The organism is Nocardiopsis protaetiae (genome assembly GCF_045446735.1).
In the GTDB taxonomy this organism is placed as follows: domain Bacteria; phylum Actinomycetota; class Actinomycetes; order Streptosporangiales; family Streptosporangiaceae; genus Nocardiopsis; species Nocardiopsis protaetiae.
Genome location: NZ_JBJJBV010000015.1, coordinates 14,251 through 35,772 on the forward strand (window position 1 = coordinate 14,251; position 21,522 = coordinate 35,772).

Genomic DNA, 21,522 nt, shown 5'->3' on the forward strand with positions numbered 1-21,522 from the left:
AGGAACAGCGGCACTGTCCCCCGCCCCCGCTAAGGTCCATCCCATGTCGGACCGCAGCCTCATCCTCGACACCCTGCACCGGGCCCCGGGAGTCCTCTTCGTCGAACCCGGCCGCCACCTGGTCACGCAGGACGAAGTGCACGACCACGCCAGAGCCGAGCGCGAACGCCGCGGCCTCCCCGACTCCCACCCCTACCTCGGCTGGCACACCCAGGCCGGCGGCTTCGACCGCACCGGCGCCCTCGTCCGCCCCCAGCGCGTCTACTTCGGCGGTGACCGCACCGCCGTCGCCCGTGCCCTCTCCCTCCTGGAACCGCACGGGTTCGCCGTCCTGGGCGGGCGCAGCGACACCGAGGTGTTCGTGCTCCGCCGCGACGCCGCACCCCGTCGCGCCGACCCCGAGTCCACCGACCAGTGGCGTATCCGCCTGGAGGTCCTGGGCGACGACCGGTCCGGGCCGGTCCCCTTCCGCGACGGCGAGGAGGAACTCCTCCACGCGCTCATCGCCCACCCCGGCCTGCGCGACCTCCTCGTCCCCGCCGCCCGGGCACTGCGCCTGCGCGGCGCCCTCACCCCCGCCGACCTGAACGTCGTCCTCTCCCCCGACGGCCTCGACGCCCTCCACCCCCACGGCGACGAGGCCTCGGCCCTGGTCGCCCACGCCCTGGAGGCCGACCATCCCCGGGCCCGCCCGGCGGCCACCGTCCTGGCCGAGCTGGGCCGCGCCGACGCCCGCGTGCTCAACCGGTGGAAGGACCCGGCAGCGATGCGGGCCGCCCGCGCCGCCGCCCTGGAAGGACGCCAGGTCGCCACCTTCCTCGACCTGGTCGCCGCCGACGGCGCGAACCCCGTGTCCGCCGCCGTCGACCTCGCCGAGGACATCAGGGCCGCGGGCGGCGAGAACACCGCGTCCCGCGTTCAGGAGGTCGCCGCCCGCCTGGTCGCCCGCTTCGGCGAACCCACCCGCGTCCACGCCCTGTCCGCCCTGCGCGACGAACGGGTTCCGCTCTGGCTGCGGGTCGTCATCGCCGACCGCTGGACCCGCTCCCCGATCGCCGCCGACACCCCGCGCCCCGGGTCCCCCGCCACGCCCTCCCCCGAGGTCCTGGCGGCCACCGCCGCCTGGCCCGACGCCGTCGACGAGGTGCGCGCCGCCGCCGGCCTGCCCCCGAGCCCCGGGTTCGACCCCGAGCACCGGCCCGGCCGGAACGCCGCGGTCGAACTGCGCGAGGCCGTCGTCGCCCGGCACCTGGAAGGCCTGCGGGCGGCCCTGGCACGCGAGGACCTCTCCGAGCCCGCGCTCGCCGTCCTCCTCGAACTCCTCCACGGCGCGGACGCCCTGCGCCCGCAGGACCTCGTGCCGTTCGCCCGCACCTGGCGCAAGCGCCTCTTCGTCAAGCCGGGCCCCTACACCAGCGCCCCGCCCGCCGTCGTGACGTACGCGGCGGCCCTGACCCGCCTGGGCGACGGCGCCGCCGGCAGGGTCGTCGACGCCGTGCTGCGCGACAAGCGCCAGTGGTCGCTGCCCGTCCGCCTGCTCCTGCTCGGTGCGGTCGACCGCGGCCGGGACGCCGACACGGCCGCGGAGGCCGAGCTCCTCCCCCACGCGCACGGCGGCACCAAGGGCACCCAGGCCGCGGCGCACGCCCTGTCCCTGGTGCGCGCCCGCCTGCGCGGCATCCCCCCGGTCGCGGCCGCCTGCGCATCGCTCCTGGAGGCCCCCGAACGGCCGCCTTTCGTGCGCCGCGGGTTCGCGACCGCCGCGGTCTGCCTGCAAGAGAGCGGCTCGGGCCTGTGGGCGCACCACTTCCGCGGGAATTCCGTACGGGCGCTGGAGGCCGCACTGCGCGTCGCCCGCGACGAGGAGCTCCCGCCCCGGGCACGTCTCGCGGTTCTGCGCCTGGCCGAGGAGTCGTCGGTCCTGGACCACCCCGACCAGGCCCGGCCCGTCCGGCTCGGGCCCGAACACGCGGCACGGCTGCGCGCCGAACTCCACGAGATCCGATCCCGGCTCCAGGAGTGACCCCGGGCGGACCAGGGGGCGAACGACCGCTGTCCGCCCCCGGCCGCGTTCACCGCCCCGGGGGACGCCGGGCCCGCACCGCCCTCACGCCCCCAGCGCCTGCGCGTAGAACCCGGCGGGGTCCTGCGCCAGCGACGCCTTCACGAAACGGCTCGCGTCATCGACCAGCACCTCGATCGCACCCGACGCCACACCGTCCAGGCTGGCCCGGGCCACGTCCACCGGGTCGATCTTGGGAACGTCGTAGCCGGCCATCATGTCGGTGTCGGCCGCCCCCAGGTGGACACCCTGCACCAGGGTCCCCTGGCCGGCCAGATCGAGGCGGACACCGTTGGTCATGCTCCAGGCGGCGGCCTTGGCCACGGCGTAGGCGCCCGCGCCCGCGGTCGTGAACCACGAGAGCGCCGACAGCACGTTCACCACCGCTCCCCCGCCGTTCGCCGCGAGCACGGGCGCGAACGCCCGGATCACACCGAGCGTGCCGAAGAAATGGGTGTCGAGCTCAAGGCGGATCGCGTCCGGGTCGCCCGTCACCAGGTCCACCCTGGTGGCGATCCCGGCGTTGTTGACGAGCAGGGTGACGTCGCGGGCCTGCGCCGCCGCCCGCGACACCGAGTCCGCGTCCAGCAGATCCAGGCGCAGCACCTCGACCCGGGGGTCGGAGACCTCGACGGTCCCGGGACGGCGGGCCGCGGCGTAGACCTTCGCGGCCCCGCGGTCCAGGAGTTCGTCGACGAAGCGGCGGCCGATACCGCGGTTCGCTCCGGTGACCAGAGCGACGGAGCCGGTGATGTCCATGGGTTCCCCCGAGTGTTGTGTGCGCGGGTGTGCACGAGGTCCGGCACCCGGGCCGGTCGCGGCCCGCGGGAATGCCTCCTCACCCGGTCACGCTAGAACTTGACGTTGACGTCAAGGGCAAGCCCGCGGGCTGTGATCCACATCAAAGGGGCGGGGAGACCATGGGCGGTTCCATGCGCATCGGCACGCTTGCGGAACGGGCGAAGGTGAGCACCCGGGCCCTTCGCTACTACGAGGAGCAGGGGCTCCTCACCCCGGAGCGCACGTCGAGCGGACAGCGGGTCTACCCGGAGTCGGCGGTCGAACGGGTCCAGGTCATCCGGCAGTTCTTCGCGGCGGGGCTGAACAGCCGCACCATCGCCGCGATCCTGCCCAGCGTCGACGCCGGGCGCGCGCAGCCGGGCGTGCTGGAGCGTCTGCGCGCCGAACGGGCCCGCATCTCCACGAGCATCGCCGAACTCGAAGAGGCCGGCCGCCGCCTCGACCAGGTCATCGCGCTCACCGTGCACCCCGATCCCGAGCACTGCCCCGCGCTGCGCGAAACCTCGCCCGCCGCCCCCTGACCCTTCTCACACGGCCCGGGCGTCGTACTCCTCGCGGTTCGCGAGCACCTCGGACATGTGGTCCTCCGCCCACGCCTTGACACCGCGCATCAGGTGGTGGAGCGAGATCCCCAGGCCGGTGAGCTCATAGGTGACCGTCACCGGCACGGTGGGCGTCACGGTGCGGGTGATGAGGCCGTCGCGCTCCAGTGAACGCAGGGTCTGGGTGAGCATCTTCTGGCTGACCCCGGCCAGGCGGCGGGAGAGCTCCGAGTAGCGCATCGCCCGCGGCCCGCCCCCGGACTCTCCCACGGGGTGCGGGCCGTCGCTGCCCAGCGCGGACAGGATCAGCGCGACCCACTTGTCGGAGATGCGGTCGAGCAGCTGCCGGCTCGGGCACTGCGCCAGGAACGCGTCGTAGTCGGCCTTCTCCCGCGCCCGTTTCTGCGCCGCGGTCCTCGTCGCCATCGGCCGGTCCTTCCTACCCTGGGGTGGTCTACGCACTTCCAAGTGCGCACTTCCCGTTGGAGAGTTACCCCACCAGAGTGGTGCGTGTCAGTTTCCGAACGCAAGGCCCCCGGGGGCCGAAGGAGCACGACCATGGGGACTCCCACCTTCCGCACCGCCGTCGTCCGCGTCCCGAACGGGCCGGACTCCATCGAGTTCATCGACGTGCCGCTGCGCGAACCCGGCCCCGGACAGGTCCGCGTCCGGATCGCCGCCGCCCCGGTCAACCCCGTCGACCTCGCGGTCGCGGCCGGGGTCTTCCACGGGCTCGGGATCATCGACCAGCCCGAGCACACGGGGCTGGGCTGGGACTTCTCCGGCACGGTCGCGGCCGCCGGAGAGGGCGTGGACCTGGCGGTCGGCACCCGGGTCGCGGGGCTGGTCGGCGGCCTGGACCGGGACTTCGGGACCTACGCGGAACAGGTGGTCGTCCCGGCCGCCGACGTGGCCGCGGTGCCCGACGGCCAGGACCTGACCGCGGTGTCCACGGTGCCGCTCAACGGGCTCACCGCCGCCCAGCTGGTCGACCTGCTCGGCGACGCGCCGCACACGGCGAACCGGCTGCTGGTGACCGGCGCCGCGGGCGCCGTCGGCGGCTACGCGGTGTCGCTGGCCCAGGAGCGCGGCTGGCAGGTGACGGGGCTCGCCCGAACGGGCGACGAGGCGTTCGTCCGCGACCTCAAGGCGGACTTCACCGACCGGGCGTCCGGGGACTGGGACGCCGTCGCCGACACCGCGGCACTCCAGGAGCACGGGCGCGACCTGGTGCGCGACGGCGGGATCTTCGTGGGGGTGCAGCCGGGCTCGCCGGTGCCCTCCGAACGCGGCATCGACGTGCGCACCGTGGGCGTGGTCCCGGACGGCGCCCGCCTGGCGAGCCTGCTCACCCGCACCGCCGCGGGCGAACTCCCGACCCGCGTGCACGCGGTCCTCCCCCTCACCGAGGCCGCCACCGCCCACCGCGCCTTCGCCCGCGGCGGCACCCGCGGCCGCTACGTCCTCCAGCCCTGACCCCGACCCGCTCCGCGCGCCCACCCGGGCGCGCGGAGCACCCCCCACCCGACCACCCCCCACAACACGGGGACCAGCGGCCTGCGCGCGAACGGCCACCCGTCTCGACGGAACCATCCCCGCATGCACGGGGAGCAGAAGGTCGGGCACACCCGCCCCGATCTGATCCTGGGACCATCCCCGCGCGTGCGGGGAGCAGCCGGACACGGTCCTGTCCCCCTACGAGCACCGTGGACCATCCTCGCGCGTGCGGGGAGCAGCCGTGGGTTCGTCCGGCCCATTAGCCGCAGAGGGGGACCATCCCCGCGCGTGCGGGGAGCAGGGTACAAGCCGCGGGCCCTGTCGTCCCAGCCGGGGACCATCCCCGCGCGTGCGGGGAGCAGCGCGTCTGGCCGACCTGGACGCGCTTGGCCAAGGGACCATCCCCGCGCGTGCGGGGAGCAGTGGAACCTGCGGCCGTTCCGCAGGCGCCAGCGGGGACCATCCCCGCGCGTGCGGGGAGCAGTCTTCGTGAACAGGGAGAACGGAACCGGCAACGGGACCATCCCCGCGCGTGCGGGGAGCAGTGGTTGTCCGCGTAGGCGGAGGGGTTGACGAAGGGACCATCCCCGCGCGTGCGGGGAGCAGGGCCGCCGGTGCGGCGTCCAGTCGGGCGCCGGGGGACCATCCCCGCGCGTGCGGGGAGCAGAGTAAATGACCTGCGGAGATTCCATCGGGAAGCGGGCGATTTTGCAAGTTCTCAAGAATCAGTCACCGCTGACATAGGATCCCAAAAGCATCCAGAAGGCTCACATGAATGGAAAAGAGCCACTCCTGCATCATTCGGCAATGAAGCCTGACGGGTCGGGGGCGAACACGGCCATCCACTGTGGGTGCAGACGGAAGTACACCACCTCCTCCTCCCAGTCGAACGCGTCACTCCCATAGAAATCCTGGAAATACGCGAGCAGCTCCGGCCAATCCTCGGAAGCTCCCCCGCGTTCCGGGTTGAGGATTTCCACCGTTCCGTGTGTGAAAACCCCCAATTCCTCACCGCGCATATGGGCGGCGCTGGCGGCGGGGCGTGCTGCGAGATGGCGGGCCTTGGCGGCCGTGCGCGCCGTACCGAAATGCCACCGCCCGTGCAGGAAATGCCCGTCCACACCACTGATCCGCGGCTCCCCCTTTGCCGTCACCGTGGACAGCGCGAGCGTGCGCATCCCGGTCAGGATCGCGGTGAGCCGCTCCGCGTCCACCGTGTTCGCGCCGACGATCGAGCGCAGGTGCGGGCCCGATCGCGACAGCGACGCATCCAGCAGGGCTTGCAGTTCTCGAAGTTCATACGGTGTCTCGTACACGGGACCGCTCCTCATCTCGGCGATCGTGCGACAACTCCTCCACCAGGAGCCCGGCCACGGCGCCGTCTCCTCGGTGGTGGGCGGCAGCCCCGCGAGGAGTCCCGGAAGCATCGGCGGAAGCCGTGCGCGAGGTCGCAGGGTAACCCCCATCTCAGGCCGTCCCATCACCCCTTCCCGATCCGCCACCGACGACACGGGAAGGCTCTCCCGGGAGGGTTATCCACAGGCCGGGGAATCGGGTGGCGGGGCCGGGCGGCCCGGCACACAATAAAAAGTGTCCGGAGAAATCCCCTTCGGATTCCGGGATCCCCCGCCACCGGGGGTCTTCCGTGTGCGGGCGAGAGCAAAGGCGGGTCCGAGTCCATGTGCGTGATCGATACCGAGGCGAAAGAAGCCGCCATCGCCGCATTCCTGCGCGAGCACCCTCCGTCCCCCGCGGACCCGGCGGCCCCCGATCATCCGGCACTCGCGGGCTGCGCCGACATCGCCTGGTCCCGGTTCCACCGGTGCCCGGCCGACATCCCCCTCCTGCTGCGCGCCCTCCTGGACCGCAACAGCGCCCCCAGGGCCGTGGACGTGCTGACCACCGTGCTCATGGACGACATCTTCACCCTGAACGCGGCGATGCCCGCCGCCCTGCCCTTCCTCATCCGCCTGGCGGCCGGATCCGACACCACGGTCCGTCTCGACCTGGTCCGTCTCCTCACCATCACGGCGGAACTCTCCGAGCCCGTGCCCGAGGACAACGCCACCGCGCTGCTGGTGTTCGGCGCCGAGCGCGATCACCCGGAGCGGGCCCGGTGCCGGGCGGTGTTCGCCGAGCACGGGCCGACCGTGCGCGTACTGCTCGACGCCGACCCGGAGATCGGCACCGACGACCGCGAGCGCCTGCTCCGGGTTCTGGAGAGGCCGTCCCCAGCCACCACCCCCGATCCGGGAAGGGAGCACGCCCGTCACCCCTGAACCGTCCACCGTGGAGAACACCCTCACTCACAGGAGCCGCGCCTTTCTCGACTTCCACCACCACACGTCCCGGGATTCCCCGCTCACCCGCCTTCCGATGAGTGGACAGAACACCTGGGGTTCTCCGGTGTCCCCATCGGCCGGGAGCTGCTCGCCACGCTCATCAGGCCCGAGCGGTTCCGGGAACGTCCGCGGACCACGGCGTGCACCCGACACCGTCGCGCCCGAACCCGGCGCCCTGCCGTGCCACTCCCCGCGCGACCGCGGATCCGTTCAAGGAAAGGAGACGATCGACCGGGCCGCCCACCGGTTCGGCCGAGCGCCGCGCCTCCCTGCACCCCCGGGTGGGCCCCGATCAGGCCCGGTCCGTCCCCGCTAGGACCACGGACGCGGGCCGGGAGATGCAAGTAGCGGTCGAGGTGCGCGGCGGGGAGCACAGCCTTCGCCGTCGATGCTCGCCGCCGTCCCCTCACCGCGGCCGTGCGACACGCGGGACGTCCCCGCCGGGCCTACGGGGGCGGGCCGAGGCGGTGCAGGTAGCGGTCGAGGTGCGCGGCGGCGGCGAGCATCGCGATCCCGCGCGCCGTCAGTTTGCGGTGCCAGTCCTCCAGCGCGGCCGCGAGCGCCTCGGTGTCGCCCGCGGCGCGGACGCGGCGGACCACCGCGGCGATATGCTCCAGCGGGTACCCGCCGCGGCGGAGCAGGTGGGCCAGTTCGGCGTCGCGGATGTCGTCGGCGCGGAACACCCGGTACCCGGTGACCGGTTCCCGGTCGGGTGCCAGGATCCCCACCGTCTCCCAGTTGCGCAGGGTCGCCGGGGTCACCCCCAGCCGCCGGGCGAGCCCGCCGATGCTGCGGGGGGCGCGGTCGCCGGAGCGTGCCGCGGGTGTGCCGTCCTGTGCCAGGAGGTGGTCGACCGCTTCCCGCACGGCGTCGAGGGTGGCCCGGTCGCGCAGCGACTGCCGGTGCCCCTCGTCGATGACCGCCAGCGCCTCGTCGAGCCGTCCCGTGTTGACGGCGCGCATGATCCGCCCGGCGGCGGCGTGCCCGTGGGCGGCGATCAGGGACATGTAGGTGCGCAGCGCCGCCGCGTGCACCTCGGTGTACACCCGGTATCCGCTGGGCGTGCGCTCCGCGGCGGGCAGGCACCCGTCCCGTTCGTAGTTGCGCACCGCCTGGGTCGAGATGCCGTGCTCGCGCGCGAGGTCCGCTGGTCTCAAGATTCGATCACCGCTTTGAGACTTTACCGCACCTCCCCCACTACACGGCGATAAAAGTCTCAACAGTTCTTTCAAAGATACGCTTGAGACACATGAGCCTGGACATCCACGACCTCGCCGCCGCGCCCTGCGAACTGCTCGCCCTGGGCGAGCCCACGCACGGGGAGCCCGCCTTTCCGCTGGTCCGCAACGAACTGTTCGCGCGGCTGGCCGAGCGAGGCTTCCGCTCGATCGCCCTGGAGACCGACCGCGCCGCCGCCCTCACCGTCGACGACTTCGTCCACGGCCGAACGGACCCGGGCCTGGACGCCGTGATGCGGGAGGGCTTCTCCCACGGCTGGGGCGAGCAGGCCGCCACCCGGCAGCTGGTGGTCTGGATGCGGGAGTACAACCGCGGCCGACCGGCCGGGGAGCGGCTGGCCCTGCACGGTTTCGACGCCCCGACGGAGATGGTGTCCGCCCCGAGCCCGCGCCGCCACCTGGAGCACGCCCGCGACTTCCTGGGCCTGGACCTCGACATCGCCGCGCTCACCGGCGACGACGAACGCTGGAGCCGCACCGAGGCGGTCATGGACCCGGCCGCGTCGGTGGGCGCCACCGCCGAGGCCCTGCGGCTGCGGGTGGTCGCGGACGACCTGCTGACCGAGCTCCACCTCCGCGCGCCGGAGCTGGTCGCGGCCACCTCGCACACCGCGTGGACGGCGGCGCGCACCCACCTGACCACCGCCCTGGACCTGCTGCGCTACCACCGGGCGGCGGCCGAGCCCCTGGAACCGGCGACGCGGACCTCGCGGATGCTGGGAGTCCGGGACGCGGCCATGGCGCGCAACCTCCTCGACATCCGGGAGCACGAACGCCACCGCGGGCCGACGCTCGTGTACGCGCACAACCGCCACCTCCAGGACGGTCCGAGCCGCTGGACGCTGGCGGGCATGGATCTGGCCTGGTCGGGGGGCGGGCTCCATCGTCAGGTCGCTGGTGGGCGAGCGGTACTCCTTCATCGCCGGAAGCCTGGGCCGCAGCGACGAGATGAGGCTCGCGGCCCCGGAACCGGGCACCCATGAGAGCGCCCTGGACGGCCGGGTCGGTGTCTGGGGGCTGACGGAGGCCGTCACGGCCCCCTCCGCCAGGGTCCGCACCGACCCGACCCCGGAGCAGGGGTACTTCCCGCTCGACGCGGAAACGCTCGCCACCGCCGACGCCGTGCTGCACATCCGTGACGGGGCCGCCGCGGCCGCCTCCCTGTGAACCGCCCGCCGGGGCCGGCCCCCGCGGCCCGGCCCCGGCGGCGCACCGCCCTCAGAAACGGTCGGCGTGCTCGTCCAACCACTGCGCGAACGTGCGCGCGGGGTGACCGGTCACCCGTTCCACCGTGCCGTCGACGGTTCGAGAGGCGGAATCGGAGGCGGCGTACCAGCCGACCACGTACTCGGCGTCCACCCGCGACACCCCGGTGGCGGTCAGCCGCTCCACGGCCCGCTCGTGGGTGATCCGCTCGAACACGATGTCGCGGCCGGTCGCCCGGGACAGCGCGGCGATGCGCTCGCTCGATGTGAGCGACTCGGGCCCGGTGAGGTTGTAGGCCTTCCCCGCGTGGCCGTCCTCCAGCAGCGCGATCGCGGCGACCTCCCCGATGTCGCCCTCGTGGACCAGAGCGCTGGGGAAGTCGTAGGGTTCGCGCACGATGCCTTCCTTGCGGATCGAATCGGCCCAGGTCAGCGTGTTGGACATGAACTCCTGGGGTTCCAGGCGGGTCCAGTCCACCCCGGAGTCCGCCACGGCCTGCTCCACCGGGCCCACGCCGCCGCCCCACACCACGGTGATGCGGTGCACGCCCGCGTCGACGGCCCGCCGCACGAGTTCGGGTCCGGCCTCGGCGAGCCCGGCGGTCACCGTGATGTGCAGGCGCTCCACCCCGGCGAGCGCGGTTCCCAGCTCGCCGGGGGCGGTGTGCGTTCCGACGGCGATCTCGGCCCCGGCCGGGAGCCGCCCCCGGGCGGCGACCGGGTCGCGGGTCAGCGCCCGCACCCTCTCGCCGCGGCGCAGCAGCTCCGCCACGACGTGCCGTCCGGTGTTGCCGGTGGCCCCTGTCACGAGCGTCGTCATCGTGGATCCCCTTACTCTCGCCGTCCCGGGCTCTCCCGGTCGCCTGTGGGCCACGCTAAAAACTCAACCGGACTTGAGGTCAAGGAACGGGGACGGGCCGCTGCCGGCCGGGAATGAACGCCCGGCCACCGCCCCGTCGTGCACACGCGATACTCGGAGTCATGTTGATCGCCATGGCCGGTCCGCCCGGGTCGGGAAAGAGCACGATCGCGCGGGCGCTCGCCCGCGCGCTCCGCTGCGCGCTGCTGTCCGTGGACCCGATCGAGGCCGCCCTGTGGCGTTCGGGCGTCGACCGCGGGCAGCCGACCGGCCTGGCGGCGTACGTGGTCGCCGAGGACCTGGCCGAGGAGCAGCTGCGCCTGGGCCACGACGTCGTCGTGGACGCGGTGAACGATGTCGCGGCCGCCCGCGACCAGTGGCGCTCGCTCGCGGAACGCCGCGCCCGGCCCCTCGCCTTCATCGAGGTGTTCTGCTCGGACCCGGCCGAGCACCGCCGCCGCCTGGAGGGCCGGGAGCGCGGTATCGCGGGTTTCCCGGAACCCTCCTGGGAGTCGGTCGCCGCCCGCGTCACGGGGCTGGCGGACTGGCACGAGGCCCGGCTGCGCCTGGACTCGATGCGACCGCCCGACGAGAACGTCCACACCGCCCTGGCCCACCTCGGCCGCCCGCCGACACCTCCCTGAAGCCTCCCTGAAGCCTCCCCGCCCAGGCGGTCACCCCGAAGGAGCAGCCCCGGCCCTGGCCCGGACCTGACTCCATCCCCGGGCGGGCCCTGGTCCGGCCATGGCTCGAACCTGCCGGACGCCCACCCTCAAAGTGATGGGACACCACCCCTCGGCCACGGCTTGAACATCACTCGGGCGGCGCCCCCGGGTCAGTCCGGGTGGATGGTCCCCGGGACGGGGACCGTGACCCCGGCCAGTTCTTCGAGCCGCCGCCACAGGTCGCCGACCCGGTCCGGCGGGGTCACCTCCCGCGGCTCGATGAGCACGGGCAGGCCGCGCCTGCCGTTCGCGGGGGCGTAGAGTTCCCCGCCCCGGACGCCCGGGTCGGTGAGGGCCCGGACCGCGGACCACGCGGCGGCGTCCTTGCCCTGCGCCCAGGGGGTGTACGGGTTGCGCCGTACCGGAACGGTGTCGTCGCGGATGCCCGCGCGGTGCGGTGTCCGGGCGTCCACACCGACCCCGGGGCGCACCACCAGGGACCGCACGGGTACGTCCGCGGCGCGCAGCCGCCGGTCGAGTTCGAACCCGAACACCTCGGTGAGCGCCTTGGCCCGGGTGTAGGCGACCACCCCGATCCGGGAGGTCGGCAGCGGGGCGGTGACGGGTCTGCGAAGCAGGTCGACGAACCCCGTCGAGGTGTGCACGATCCGTGCGGGGACACCGCCGCTCTCGCCGGTGCGGGCCAGCGCGGGCAGCACCCCGGCCACGAGGGCGATGTTAGCGGCGACGTGGGTGACGAGTTGCAGGGGGAGGCCGTCCTCGGCGGCCTCGGTCGCCTTCATCGACATCGACCCGCCGTTGAGGAGCAGGCCGTCGATACGGTCGCGTTCGGCCAGCGCGGCGGCCGCGTCCGTCACCGAGGCCTTGGAGGCGAGATCGACGACAACCCGGTCCACGGCGGCCCCGGGCACCTGTGACCGGATGGCCGCCTCGGCGGTCCGCAGCCGCTCGGGCGAGCGTCCGGCGAGCACCACGCGGGCTCCGGCGCCGGCGAGCTGTTCGGCGGCGAAGTAGCCGATGCCCGCGGTCGCGCCGGTCACCACCAGGGTGCGTCCGTGCTGGTCGGGGAGCCGCCCGGGGTCCCATGGCGCCTGCGGTCCCGGTACACGGCGTGTGTTCTGCAACTTGCGTGTCATGGCCTGCCCCTCACACCTCGAAAACGGATACCTCATCCGCTTTCCAGACCCTAGCAGCAAAACGGATGAACTATCCGTTTTCTCGGCGAGGAGCTCCGGTGATCCGGATCCTTCATCCGTTTCGCGGGGCGCCGGATAGGATCCGGGCATGACCTCGACCCCGCTCCGCGCCGACGCCGCCCGCAGCCGCGAACGCATCCTGGCCGCCGCCCGCCGCGCCGACCCCAAGGACCTGCGCCTCAACGAGGTGGCCCGCGAGGCGGGAGTGGGTGTGGGAACCGTCTACCGGCATTTCGCCACGGCGCACGCCCTCGTGGAGGAGCTCACCCGGGGCGCCCTGGAGCGGCTCAACGCGATCGCCCACAAGGCCGCCGCCGAACCCGACGCCGCGCGCGCGTTCGAGACCGCGCTGCGCGACATGGTCGACCTGCACCTGGAGTCGGGCGGCCTCCAGGCCATACTGCTCGCCGCACAGGACGCGAGCCCGGAGGTCACCGCGCTCAAGTCCGAGACCTTCGACGGTTTGGCCGACGTGCTCGAACGCGCCCAGCGGGCGGGGGTCGTGAGCACCGACCTCTCGGCGGACCGGGTGGAACGGCTCATCTGCGGGACCGAACACGCCATCCGCCTCTCCGGCGGCCACGACCGCGACGTGTTCGTCGACGTCCTCCTCGCCGGCCTGCGCCCCCGCCCCTGAGCCCCCGACCCGGGCCACAGAACCGTCCAGCACCGTAAAGCCGCCCTAACACCCCGCGGCAGAACCGGATCAATCGCCCCGGCAGTGGCCCGGGCCACCCGTGCCCCTGCCCTCCTCCGTCAAGCCACCGCCGAGCCCCCAGCCGTCCCGGCCACGCCGACCGCCACCACGGTCCTGGCCATCTCGACCACCCCGACAGTCCCGATCGCCACCGCGGTTCCGGCCACCCCAGCAGCCCCGATCGCCCCGACCGGCACCACAATCCCAGCCGTCCCGATCACCACTACGGACCCGGCCGCCCCGGACGCCCTGGCAGTCCCAGCGATCCCGACCGCCGCCGCAGCCCCATCCATCCCGGCCGCCCTGGTCGCCCCGACCGGCCCAGCGATCCCGACCGCCCCAACAGCCCCAGCCACCCCGACCACCGCCGAGCCCCCAGCCGTCCCGGCCGCCCTGGTCGCCCCGGCCGGCCCAGCGATCCCGACCGCCCCAACAGCCCCAGCGGGCTCGACCACCGCCGCGGTCCCGGCCGCGCGGGTCGCCTCGGGTGCCCGTCCCGGAGGACACGAACGGCCCCGGACGGAAGAACCGTCCGGGGCCGTGGGGCCTGGTGGGGCCGCGCCCCAGGGCGTCGCCTCCTAGAAGGGCGGGATCATCGGCTGCGGCGGGGCCGCCTCCGGGATCAGCAGGAAGGCGGCCGCGCCGGCGAGCACGAACAGCACCCCCACGATGCCCCCGGCCGTGGCGGCCCACTTGGCCCAGGGGCGGGTGGCGGCGCTCCCCAGCATCAGCGACACCAGCGACACCACCGCGGTGAGCAGCGCCAGCGCGGTGCCCGCGGAGATCTGGATCCGGATCTGGACGATCTGCTCGGCGGCGATCGGCTGGCCGCCGACCAGGATCATGCTGGTGAGGATCTCCACCAGATTCCCGGACAGGATGGTCACGGCGAGCAGGGCCAGACCGACGAGCGCAAAGGTCTCGGCGGAGAAGGCGCCCCCTCCCGCGCCCGCGACCCCGCCCGCGCCCCCACCAGCGGCGGCGGCCTCGGCGGCCTCCTCCCCGGTGGGCTCCGCGTCGGTCCGCCCCGGCTCCCCATGCTCGGCCCCGGGGGTCCGGTCGGCCACGGCGGTCGCGGGCTCGAAGGTCGGCTGGCCCGCCCCCTCCGGTGCCCGGCCGGTGTCCTCGGGTCCCGTGTTGTCTTCCGGTGTGGTGCTCATCCGGTCACGGTACCCGCGGCACGGTACCGGTAAGACCCGGAAATCGCCTGTTCGGCGTACCTGTCGCGGCGCCGTTCAGGACCCTCCGCCGGAACGGACCGGGCCGAACCCGTCCGTCAGGGCGACCAGCGCCACCCGCAGCAGGGCACCCGTCCCGGGGGACCCCCCACTGTTCTCCCCACCGGTCCCTCCACCGTTGTCGACGCCGCTCCCGCCACCACTCCCGTCACCGCTCGCACCGCCGTGCAGGGCCTGCCGTTCGGCCGCCGCGCGCAGCGCCCCGTTGAGTGCGGCGGACCGGACCCGCACGGCGAAGTCGCCGGGGTCGACCCCGAGGCGTTCGGCGAGGATCTGCGCGAACACGTCCTCGGCGGCCCGGTGCACGTCCAGCCAGACCGCCATGAGCCCGGGCTCGGTCCGTGTCATGCGGATGAGGGCGGCCACCGGTGCCTCCACCGTGTCCCCGCCTTCCCCGTCGCCCCCGGCCTCCCCGTCTCCACCGCCCCCGGTGAACGCGCCGACCCGGTCGAGGTGGTCCACCAGCGACAGGTCGGCGGGCCAGCCCCGCAGGTGGGCGGCCATCACCTCCAGGCCGCTGGTGAGGAGCGGCCGGACGCAGCCCTCCTTGGTGGGGAAGTAGCGCCACAGCGTTCGCGTGGAGATGCCGATGGCGTGCGCGATGTCGTCGCCGGTGGTCCCGGCCACGCCCTGCTCGGCGAACAGTTCCAGGGCCGCGCGGGCGATCTGGAGCCGGATGACCTGCTTGCGCCGCTCGGTCATGGGCGGCCTGCCCTTCGCGACCGTCGCCATCTCCCCCATCGCCCCCTCCACCGTCCCCTTCCCCGACACGGCGTTCAGTCTAGTCACAAATGTCACCAAAAGACAAAATGTCACGCAGCGACAAAAAGGCCTATGATGACGGCGCGGCCGCAGCGGCCGCCGAACACACGAGGGGGCAGCAATGGAGACGGGCCTCAAGGGCAGGAACGTCATCGTCACCGGCGGCGGCTCGGGCATCGGCCGCGCCGCGGTCCCGGCCTTCGCCGCCGAGGGCGCGTCGGTCCTGGTGGCCGACATCAACGGGGACGGCGCACGTGCCGCCGCCGAGGAGGCGCGGGCCGCGGGGGTCCGGGCGCAGGCCGTCGTCGGCGACCTGAGCTCGCCGGAGGTCGTCGCCGAGGTGGTCCGCACCGCCGTGGAGGAGCTGGGCGGCGTCGACGTCCTGGTCAACAACGCGGGGATCATGGACGACATGTCCGCGACCGCCGACGTCGGCGACCAGATGTGGGAGCGGCTGATCCGGGTCAACCTCACCGCGCCGTTCCTGCTCACCCGCGCGGTCCTGCCGCTCATGAAGGAGCGGGGCTCGGGGTCGATCGTGTTCACCGCCTCGGAGGCGTCCCTGCGCGGCGGCGCGTCGGGGACCGCGTACACCGTCGCCAAGCACGGGGTGGTGGGGCTGGTGAAGTCGACCGCCGTCATGTACCGCGACCACGGCATCCGGGTGAACGCGGTCGCCCCGGGCGGGACCGCCACCAACATCGCCATCGGCACCCCGACCAGCGTGGACGGGCCGACCGCCCTGGGCCGGTACGCGAACAACATCGGCCGGGTCGCGGCCGCCGAGGAACTGGCCGCCGCGATCGTGTTCCTGGCCTCGGACGCCGCGAGCAACGTCAACGGGGCGATCCTGCCGGTCGACAACGGCTGGGCCGCCGTCTGACCCGCCCGCACCCGCAGCCCCGGCCCAGGCCGAGCCAGGCCGACCCGCCCCGGATCGGCTCAGGCCGACCCGACCCGGACCGACCCGGACCGCCCCTAGCCGGGCTGTCCTCCGTGGCCGGGGCACCCGCGCGGGTGCCCCGGCCGCGGCCGCGTTCACGAACGGACCGCTGCCAGGCCGCCGGGGTCCGGGACCAGGGGGATCGCCTCCATCACGGGGGCGAACACGCACAGCCCGCCGCGCGTGACCTCGACCCGCCCCCACCGCTCGACGGTCGGGGGCCCGGACTTGCCGGACCACCGGTGCGTCCAGGTGACCTCCGGGGCCGCGGCCTCCCGGTCCCACCCGTCGATCCGGAAGCGTTCCAGGTCCGCCCAGGGGAAGGCGGCGCACAGCCGCCCCAGGTCGTCGGCGACCGCCGCGACACCGCCGACGGACAGGCCCGAGTCCGACCGCTTCGATGCGATGACACGGTCGCCCTCCAGGGTCCATGGAATCCCGTCGGGGGCGAGGGCGTGCTCGCGCACGGCCGGGACCGACATCAGGAGTTCGGCGAACGCGGTATCGGCGGCCCGTGCCGCGTGCCGCTCCCCGTCCTCCGCCTCCCCCGCCGCCGCGGCCTCCCCGCCCCGGACATCGACGGCGGAGTAGATGTCCCCCCAGGGGTGGGCCGACGAGAGGCGCGGCAGCGGGAGGGGCAGGTCGACGGTCCACACCGTCAGGTGGGTGCCGGCCAGTTCCGCGGCCCGCTCCACCGGGAAGTACCGTCGGAGCGCCTCCGCGCGCCCCTCGTCGATGACCGTCACGTCGAACGCGGTGACGGCGAACCCGTGGCACCGCATCCGCAGGACGCCCCGGGCGGTCAGCCCGGCGGCGCGGTGGGCGAGGAAGTGGGCCCACTCCAGGTCCACGGACTCCTTGACGCGCTCGCCGAAGCCCACGTTCTGCTCCAGGCGCAGCGCCTCCTCGCTCTTCTCCAGCTCCTTCAGGTCGTCGGGGACCTCTTGGTCGATGCGGCCGAACCCGCGTGCCGACGCGGCGGACTCCGCCTCGTAGGCGGCGCCGAGGACGCCCGCGTGGACTCCCCGTTCGGCCAGGGACCACTCGTGTTCGGCGGTCGCGGCCTCGTGGCCGCGGACCACCCCGTCCAGCTGCCGCTTTCTGCGGTGGTATCCGTTCAGGAGGGTGAAGACGAGCACCACGACGATGAACGCTCCGGCGACGGGCCAGCTCACGTAGACGGCGAGGGCGGTGGCGGCGGCGAGGAGCAGGGCCGCGAAGATGTCGAGGTGGGGCCGTTTCAGGAGCACGGGGGTGAGCTCGTGAGGGGAGACCTGAACGGTCCGGGGTCGGGTCATGGGGCCGTCCTGGGGAGAAGGGGGCGACTAACAGAACCCAGAGTAATGCCCTGAACACACACGGGGAGTGGCTCGGCGAAAATCCCCACCCGGCATTCACACGGGCCCGGCCCCTGGGGCGGCTGAGGCCCGGAACCTCCGGTCCTCCGGCCCGAGAGCCCCCGCCGCCACCGCCCCACCGCCCCTGCCCGCCGCAGCACCGCCCCCGCCACGCTCCCGGGACGGGATCGGGCACCGTCGGCGGACCGACGGTGCCCGATCGGGGCGGCGCGGGGTCAGCCGAGGATCGCGGTGACCTCGGCGGCGGCCGCGCGGCCCTCGTCGAGGCCCAGTTCCACGGCCTCGGGGCGGGCCTCGGGGTTGAGCGCGTCGGCGGCGACCGCGTTCGACGCGTCGGTACCGGTGATGCGCACCACGAGCAGCCCCTCGTCCTCCAGCGCGTCGAGCGCGTCCTCCTCGACAGTGTTCGACAGGTTCGGGGTCGGCATGCCGATGTAGACGATCGCGTCCAGGTCCTTCTCCTCGACCAGCTCCCGCGAGAAGGAGGTGCGCGGGACATCCGTGTACGGTGCGCCGTCGATCTCGACGACGGGGAGGAAGCCCGGGACCGCGCTGGAGGAGGCGAGCGCCGCGGCGAGCGGGACTCCGTCGTCGGCGGTCCACAGGACCGTCTCCCCGGTCAGGGCGTTGACCGAGGTGGCCCGGGAGTCGAACTCGGGCCGCTGCGCCCCGGGCAGGCCCGCGGCCACGAAGGCGACGTACTCCTCCGAGGAGATCCCGACCGGGGCCTCGATGGCCATCTCGCCGACGCGCCGCCCGCGCTCTTCGATGGTCCCCTCGGTCGAGGCCAGCGCCTCCAGCAGTTCGGCGGGGATCGGCATCTCGTCCGTCGATCCGCCGCCGACCGGGGCGCTGAGCACGCCCCCGGCCCGTTCGGCCTCGACCAGGGAGTCCGGGTCGAGGCCGAAGGCGAACTGGGCGCCGGAGAAGGCCCCGGCCGAGGTGCCGACGACGACGTCGACGACGTCCGGGGTGAGCCCGGACTCCTCGGCGAGGGCGGCGAGCACACCGGTCTGCCAGGCGATGCCGACCTCACCGCCGCCGCCGAGCACGATGCCGACGCGCGGGCGCTCGCCCGGCTCCTCGGCCGGGGCGTCCTCGGCGGGGGCGGAGCACGCGGCCAGGGTCAGCGCGGCGGTGGCGGCGGTCGCGGCCAGGGCGATGCGGGAGCCTCGGGTGCGGCCGGAGTGCGTGGTCATGATGGGTCCTCTCCTCAAGCCTGCTGTGGCGCGGGGGAGCGCCATCAGGGCTGATTGAATGTTCATTCAGATAGGAGGACCATATTTGAATGAGTGTTCATTCGCAAGGGAGGCGGTCGAGTCGTCCGGTGTGCGGTGGGCCACAGGTGCGCGCCGACCGCGGCCGGGGACGGCACGGTCGGTGCCCGACCCGCGAGGGCCGCCACCGGGGCGCCGACGGCCGGAACCCCCGGCGCGCTAGCGCCACCGCACCCGCCGCGACCGCTCCCCCGCCCCAGAGCAGCACCGCCCCTGGGCGATGGCCCCGATGGCGGGGGCGGCCGCCGGCGGGGACGGCCGCTGCGCGGGCGCGATCACCGCCCGCGCCCGCCCGACCCCCCTCCCGGGGCGCCCCGCGGCGAGGAGCGCGGAGGCGGTGGCCGGGCCGGGGCCGGAACGGGTGGCTCACCGGACGGGACCGAAGCCGAAAGCCTGCGCGACAATGCAGGCGCGGGCGAAGTCCGGCGGCCGGATCCGATGAGCGCGCACCCTCGTCGGCTCCCCGCCGAGCGCCCCCGAAACGGCACGGCAGGACCCCGCCACGGCGAACGGGGACCGGCGGGAAATGCTCGGTAAAACAAGATCACACTTCCCTTTCCCTTAACTTTACCTTGCGAGTCAGACAGGGGCTCGCAAGCCCTTGCGCTGCCGCATTCTTTTTTCTCAACCGAGAACAAGGTCCCGAAAAAGAACATAGGGAACAAACGCCCCAGGGGTCGACCTTGTCCACCGCTACCCCACGTTGCTACATTCGCCCCATGATCGAGCACAGGGAAACCCACGTGATCGAGATTCCCAAACTCCTGGTCAGCGTACGCAAGGCCGCAGAAATCCTGGACCTTTCGGAAAGAGTCGTCTACGAACTCTGTTACGCGCAGGAGCTGGAATCGGTGAAGGTCGGTCCGAAGAAGTGGATCCGTCGGATCACCTGCGAATCGCTCAATCGGTACGTGGAGAATGCACGAAAAGAATCTGGAATACCGGAGCCGCCTACGGATCGGCCCGGACCCCCGAAAAGAGGATTCGAATGAACACCCTCCGAATCGCTTCCGATCGTTCTTCCGACCCCCTCCCCGCGGCCCCGCCCCCGCAGGAACCGTCCTCCGATCCGCTCGCCGCCCCGACGCGCACCGCGACCCCCGCCCGGCCGCGGATGCCCGTCCCGCCCCCGACGCCCTCGACCCGGCCGCCCGCCGAGCCGGTGTCGGTGAGCGGCCCCCGCAAGGTCATCGTCACCGCGCGGCACATCGCCGCCCTGCTGGAGCGCGAGCCGTCCCTGTGGCCCGGGCTGACCGCCTGCGTCACCGACGTGGACGGCCGGATGATCGTCCACTACGCGGTCCTGACCCCCGGCGGCACCGAGTACCCCGCGCCGGCCCCCGCCCCGGCGGCGGGACCCGAGGGCACCCCGAGCACCCAGGGCCCCATGAAGCCCAAGAGCCCCAGCGGTTCTACGGAGCCCGTAGGCCCCGCCGGATCCACGGGACCCGACAGCCCGATAGGCTCCACCGGCCCCACCGGACTTACAGGCCCCGCCGCGCCCCCGGGTCCCACTGGCACCACAGGGTTCATGGGCTCCACCAGCCCAACCGGCACCACGGGCCCTGGCAGCCACACCGGCTCCGCCGGTTCCATGGATTCCACGGGCCCCACGGGATCTGTGGGCTCCATGGGCCCTGTCAGGCCCACGGGCTCTGCCGGACCCATGGGTTCTACTGACCCCACGGACTCCACCGGACCCATGAGTTCCACTGGCCCTGGCACGTCCTCGGGCTCCACCAGCCCCACGGGATTCATGGGCTCCACGGGCCCCACCGGACCCACCGGCGCTACGGGACCCGCCACACCCTCGGGCCCTACCGGCCCCACGGGATCTATGGGCTCCACGGGCTCCACGAGCCCCGCCGGACCTACGGGTCCCACGGGCTCCACGGGCCCTGGCGGACCCACCGGCCCTGCCAACCCCACGGGCCCCACCGGACCCGGCGGGAGCCAGGCCGACGGCGACGGCAAGGAGGAGGGCGGTGCGCCCCCGGCCACCGGGCTCCCGCACTTCCCCTCCCCCGACCCCGCCACCGGTGCGGTGCCCGCCCGCTGGCGGATGCTGCTGGCCGGGGTGCGCGAGTCGCACCGCGTCCAGGGACGCGAACACGTCACCGTGCTGCGCGGCATCTACGCGGGCCTGCCCGTCACCGTGTTGTTCACCGTCCTGGCCTGTGGGTGAGGGCGCCATGGTCATCATGTCCTCCGGGATGCACTACCCGGACGCCAACACGGTTCCCTGGCCGATCAACCACCACGCCTACGTGCAGGCCTGCGCGGACCGGCTGCGCAAGGACCTGTCCGACCCGCCCCGGGTGCACCTGCCCGCCTGCCACCTGCAGCACCGGGACGTGCGGGGCGCCCGGCTGCGGGTCGGACAGGACACCACGCTGTACTGGAACGAGCTGCGCGGCTGGTCCCACCGCTGCGAGGGGGCCCGGGTGCCGCTGGTGCCGGGGGCGGAGGCCCTGCTGGACCCGGACCTGATGGCGGCGGCGGTGTGCGCCCTGCTCGCGCCCGACCCGCGCCTGCTGCTGGTGCTGGAGGACCGCAGCCGGGGGGCCGCCCACCCGGTGGACGCGCACTTCGAGCGGCGGCTGGCCGCCTACCGGCGCCTCTGACCCGGCCACCGACCCCGCCCCGTCCCGGACAGGACGGCTACCGGGCGCGGGGCGGACTCCGCAGGGCCGGTCGATCGCGGGGGCGCCGACCGGTCCGCGGCCGGGGCGGTGGCGGGGTTCGGGCCCGCCACCGCCCCCTCGAACGCCGTGCCGCTCCCACTCCCGGGCGCGGCACGGCTCACCCCCCCCCGCCTC

At 73.9% G+C, this 21,522-nt stretch carries 22 protein-coding genes and 1 CRISPR repeat array; of the genes, 12 read left to right on the forward strand and 10 right to left on the reverse strand.

Annotated elements, in window-relative coordinates; genetic code table 11:
- The first annotated feature begins 43 nt into the window (after positions 1 to 43).
- Positions 44 to 2,023, forward strand: coding sequence for a hypothetical protein (locus ACJOT3_RS04035; RefSeq protein ID WP_406968886.1), 1,980 nt, complete (start codon positions 44 to 46; stop codon positions 2,021 to 2,023).
- A gap of 84 nt (positions 2,024 to 2,107) precedes the next feature.
- Here the strand turns inward: ACJOT3_RS04035 and ACJOT3_RS04040 are convergent, their stop codons facing one another.
- Positions 2,108 to 2,821, reverse strand: coding sequence for an SDR family oxidoreductase (locus ACJOT3_RS04040; protein WP_406968888.1), 714 nt, complete (start codon positions 2,819 to 2,821; stop codon positions 2,108 to 2,110).
- A 161-nt stretch (positions 2,822 to 2,982) separates the two neighbouring features.
- Between ACJOT3_RS04040 and ACJOT3_RS04045 the strand changes: the two genes are divergently transcribed.
- Positions 2,983 to 3,384 carry a MerR family transcriptional regulator gene (locus ACJOT3_RS04045; RefSeq protein ID WP_406968890.1) on the forward strand — a complete coding sequence of 134 codons (402 nt, stop codon included), beginning with the start codon at positions 2,983 to 2,985 and terminating at the stop codon, positions 3,382 to 3,384.
- Between the two features lie 6 nt (positions 3,385 to 3,390).
- On the opposite strand, the gene ACJOT3_RS04050 is transcribed toward ACJOT3_RS04045, so the two are convergent.
- Positions 3,391 to 3,831: a winged helix-turn-helix transcriptional regulator gene (locus tag ACJOT3_RS04050; RefSeq protein ID WP_406968892.1), complete on the reverse strand. Its 441-nt coding sequence runs from the start codon at positions 3,829 to 3,831 to the stop codon at positions 3,391 to 3,393.
- A 132-nt stretch (positions 3,832 to 3,963) separates the two neighbouring features.
- Here ACJOT3_RS04050 and ACJOT3_RS04055 point away from each other — a divergent pair, with 132 nt between their 5' ends.
- The gene (locus ACJOT3_RS04055; protein WP_406968894.1) at positions 3,964 to 4,881 is read left to right on the forward strand and encodes an alcohol dehydrogenase catalytic domain-containing protein; all 918 of its coding nucleotides are present in this window, start codon (positions 3,964 to 3,966) and stop codon (positions 4,879 to 4,881) included.
- A 109-nt stretch (positions 4,882 to 4,990) separates the two neighbouring features.
- A CRISPR array of direct repeats spans positions 4,991 to 5,569; the repeat unit is 29 nt; unit sequence GGGACCATCCCCGCGCGTGCGGGGAGCAG.
- 130 nt (positions 5,570 to 5,699) lie between these two features.
- Here ACJOT3_RS04055 and ACJOT3_RS04060 read toward each other — a convergent pair.
- On the reverse strand, positions 5,700 to 6,218 hold the full coding sequence (locus ACJOT3_RS04060; protein WP_406968896.1) for a pyridoxamine 5'-phosphate oxidase family protein: 519 nt from the start codon (positions 6,216 to 6,218) through the stop codon (positions 5,700 to 5,702).
- 369 nt (positions 6,219 to 6,587) lie between these two features.
- On the opposite strand from ACJOT3_RS04060, the gene ACJOT3_RS04065 reads away from it, so the two are divergent.
- Positions 6,588 to 7,181: a hypothetical protein gene (locus tag ACJOT3_RS04065; RefSeq protein WP_406968898.1), complete on the forward strand. Its 594-nt coding sequence runs from the start codon at positions 6,588 to 6,590 to the stop codon at positions 7,179 to 7,181.
- A gap of 509 nt (positions 7,182 to 7,690) precedes the next feature.
- Here the strand turns inward: ACJOT3_RS04065 and ACJOT3_RS04070 are convergent.
- Positions 7,691 to 8,401 carry a TioE family transcriptional regulator gene (locus tag ACJOT3_RS04070; RefSeq protein ID WP_406968900.1) on the reverse strand — a complete coding sequence of 237 codons (711 nt, stop codon included), beginning with the start codon at positions 8,399 to 8,401 and terminating at the stop codon, positions 7,691 to 7,693.
- 92 nt (positions 8,402 to 8,493) lie between these two features.
- Between ACJOT3_RS04070 and ACJOT3_RS04075 the strand changes: the two genes are divergently transcribed.
- Both ACJOT3_RS04075 and ACJOT3_RS04080 read left to right on the forward strand, forming a co-directional pair.
- Positions 8,494 to 9,465, forward strand: a complete 972-nt coding sequence (locus tag ACJOT3_RS04075; protein ID WP_406968902.1) for an erythromycin esterase family protein — start codon at positions 8,494 to 8,496, stop codon at positions 9,463 to 9,465.
- Positions 9,431 to 9,649 (forward strand): hypothetical protein, encoded by a 219-nt coding sequence (locus ACJOT3_RS04080; RefSeq protein WP_406968904.1) that lies wholly within the window; start codon positions 9,431 to 9,433, stop codon positions 9,647 to 9,649. Before ACJOT3_RS04075 ends, ACJOT3_RS04080 begins: the two co-directional genes overlap by 35 nt.
- A 51-nt stretch (positions 9,650 to 9,700) precedes the next feature.
- Here ACJOT3_RS04080 and ACJOT3_RS04085 read toward each other — a convergent pair whose 3' ends face one another.
- A complete protein-coding gene (locus ACJOT3_RS04085) occupies positions 9,701 to 10,507 on the reverse strand; it encodes an NmrA family NAD(P)-binding protein (RefSeq protein ID WP_406968906.1) in 807 nt (268 codons plus the stop codon).
- Between the two features lie 161 nt (positions 10,508 to 10,668).
- Here ACJOT3_RS04085 and ACJOT3_RS04090 point away from each other — a divergent pair, with 161 nt between their 5' ends.
- Positions 10,669 to 11,190 (forward strand): P-loop nucleotide/nucleoside kinase family protein, encoded by a 522-nt coding sequence (locus ACJOT3_RS04090; protein WP_406968908.1) that lies wholly within the window; start codon positions 10,669 to 10,671, stop codon positions 11,188 to 11,190.
- Positions 11,191 to 11,381: 191 nt separating this feature from the next.
- Here the strand turns inward: ACJOT3_RS04090 and ACJOT3_RS04095 are convergent, their stop codons facing one another.
- Positions 11,382 to 12,368, reverse strand: coding sequence for an SDR family NAD(P)-dependent oxidoreductase (locus tag ACJOT3_RS04095; RefSeq protein ID WP_406968910.1), 987 nt, complete (start codon positions 12,366 to 12,368; stop codon positions 11,382 to 11,384).
- Between the two features lie 148 nt (positions 12,369 to 12,516).
- On the opposite strand from ACJOT3_RS04095, the gene ACJOT3_RS04100 reads away from it, so the two are divergent.
- On the forward strand, positions 12,517 to 13,065 hold the full coding sequence (locus tag ACJOT3_RS04100; protein ID WP_406968912.1) for a TetR/AcrR family transcriptional regulator: 549 nt from the start codon (positions 12,517 to 12,519) through the stop codon (positions 13,063 to 13,065).
- A 638-nt stretch (positions 13,066 to 13,703) separates the two neighbouring features.
- Here ACJOT3_RS04100 and ACJOT3_RS04105 read toward each other — a convergent pair.
- Both ACJOT3_RS04105 and ACJOT3_RS04110 read right to left on the reverse strand, forming a co-directional pair.
- Positions 13,704 to 14,285: a hypothetical protein gene (locus ACJOT3_RS04105; protein ID WP_406968914.1), complete on the reverse strand. Its 582-nt coding sequence runs from the start codon at positions 14,283 to 14,285 to the stop codon at positions 13,704 to 13,706.
- A 75-nt stretch (positions 14,286 to 14,360) separates the two neighbouring features.
- Entirely contained in the window at positions 14,361 to 15,065 is a 705-nt protein-coding gene (locus ACJOT3_RS04110) for a TetR/AcrR family transcriptional regulator (RefSeq protein ID WP_406968944.1), read from the reverse strand.
- 181 nt (positions 15,066 to 15,246) lie between these two features.
- On the opposite strand from ACJOT3_RS04110, the gene ACJOT3_RS04115 reads away from it, so the two are divergent.
- Positions 15,247 to 16,008 carry an SDR family NAD(P)-dependent oxidoreductase gene (locus tag ACJOT3_RS04115; RefSeq protein ID WP_406968916.1) on the forward strand — a complete coding sequence of 254 codons (762 nt, stop codon included), beginning with the start codon at positions 15,247 to 15,249 and terminating at the stop codon, positions 16,006 to 16,008.
- 155 nt (positions 16,009 to 16,163) lie between these two features.
- Here the strand turns inward: ACJOT3_RS04115 and ACJOT3_RS04120 are convergent, their stop codons facing one another.
- Positions 16,164 to 17,366: a hypothetical protein gene (locus tag ACJOT3_RS04120; protein WP_406968918.1), complete on the reverse strand. Its 1,203-nt coding sequence runs from the start codon at positions 17,364 to 17,366 to the stop codon at positions 16,164 to 16,166.
- 275 nt (positions 17,367 to 17,641) lie between these two features.
- Positions 17,642 to 18,625 (reverse strand): patatin-like phospholipase family protein, encoded by a 984-nt coding sequence (locus tag ACJOT3_RS04125; protein WP_406968920.1) that lies wholly within the window; start codon positions 18,623 to 18,625, stop codon positions 17,642 to 17,644.
- Positions 18,626 to 19,422: 797 nt separating this feature from the next.
- Here ACJOT3_RS04125 and ACJOT3_RS04130 point away from each other — a divergent pair.
- The 3 genes from ACJOT3_RS04130 (at position 19,423) to ACJOT3_RS04140 (ending at position 21,327) form a co-directional block, all read left to right on the forward strand.
- Positions 19,423 to 19,695 (forward strand): helix-turn-helix domain-containing protein, encoded by a 273-nt coding sequence (locus ACJOT3_RS04130; RefSeq protein ID WP_406968922.1) that lies wholly within the window; start codon positions 19,423 to 19,425, stop codon positions 19,693 to 19,695.
- 845 nt (positions 19,696 to 20,540) lie between these two features.
- Positions 20,541 to 20,888, forward strand: coding sequence for a hypothetical protein (locus ACJOT3_RS04135; protein WP_406968924.1), 348 nt, complete (start codon positions 20,541 to 20,543; stop codon positions 20,886 to 20,888).
- Positions 20,881 to 21,327: a hypothetical protein gene (locus ACJOT3_RS04140; RefSeq protein ID WP_406968926.1), complete on the forward strand. Its 447-nt coding sequence runs from the start codon at positions 20,881 to 20,883 to the stop codon at positions 21,325 to 21,327. The genes ACJOT3_RS04135 and ACJOT3_RS04140 overlap by 8 nt, the downstream gene beginning before the upstream one ends.
- The last annotated feature ends 195 nt before the right edge of the window (positions 21,328 to 21,522 follow it).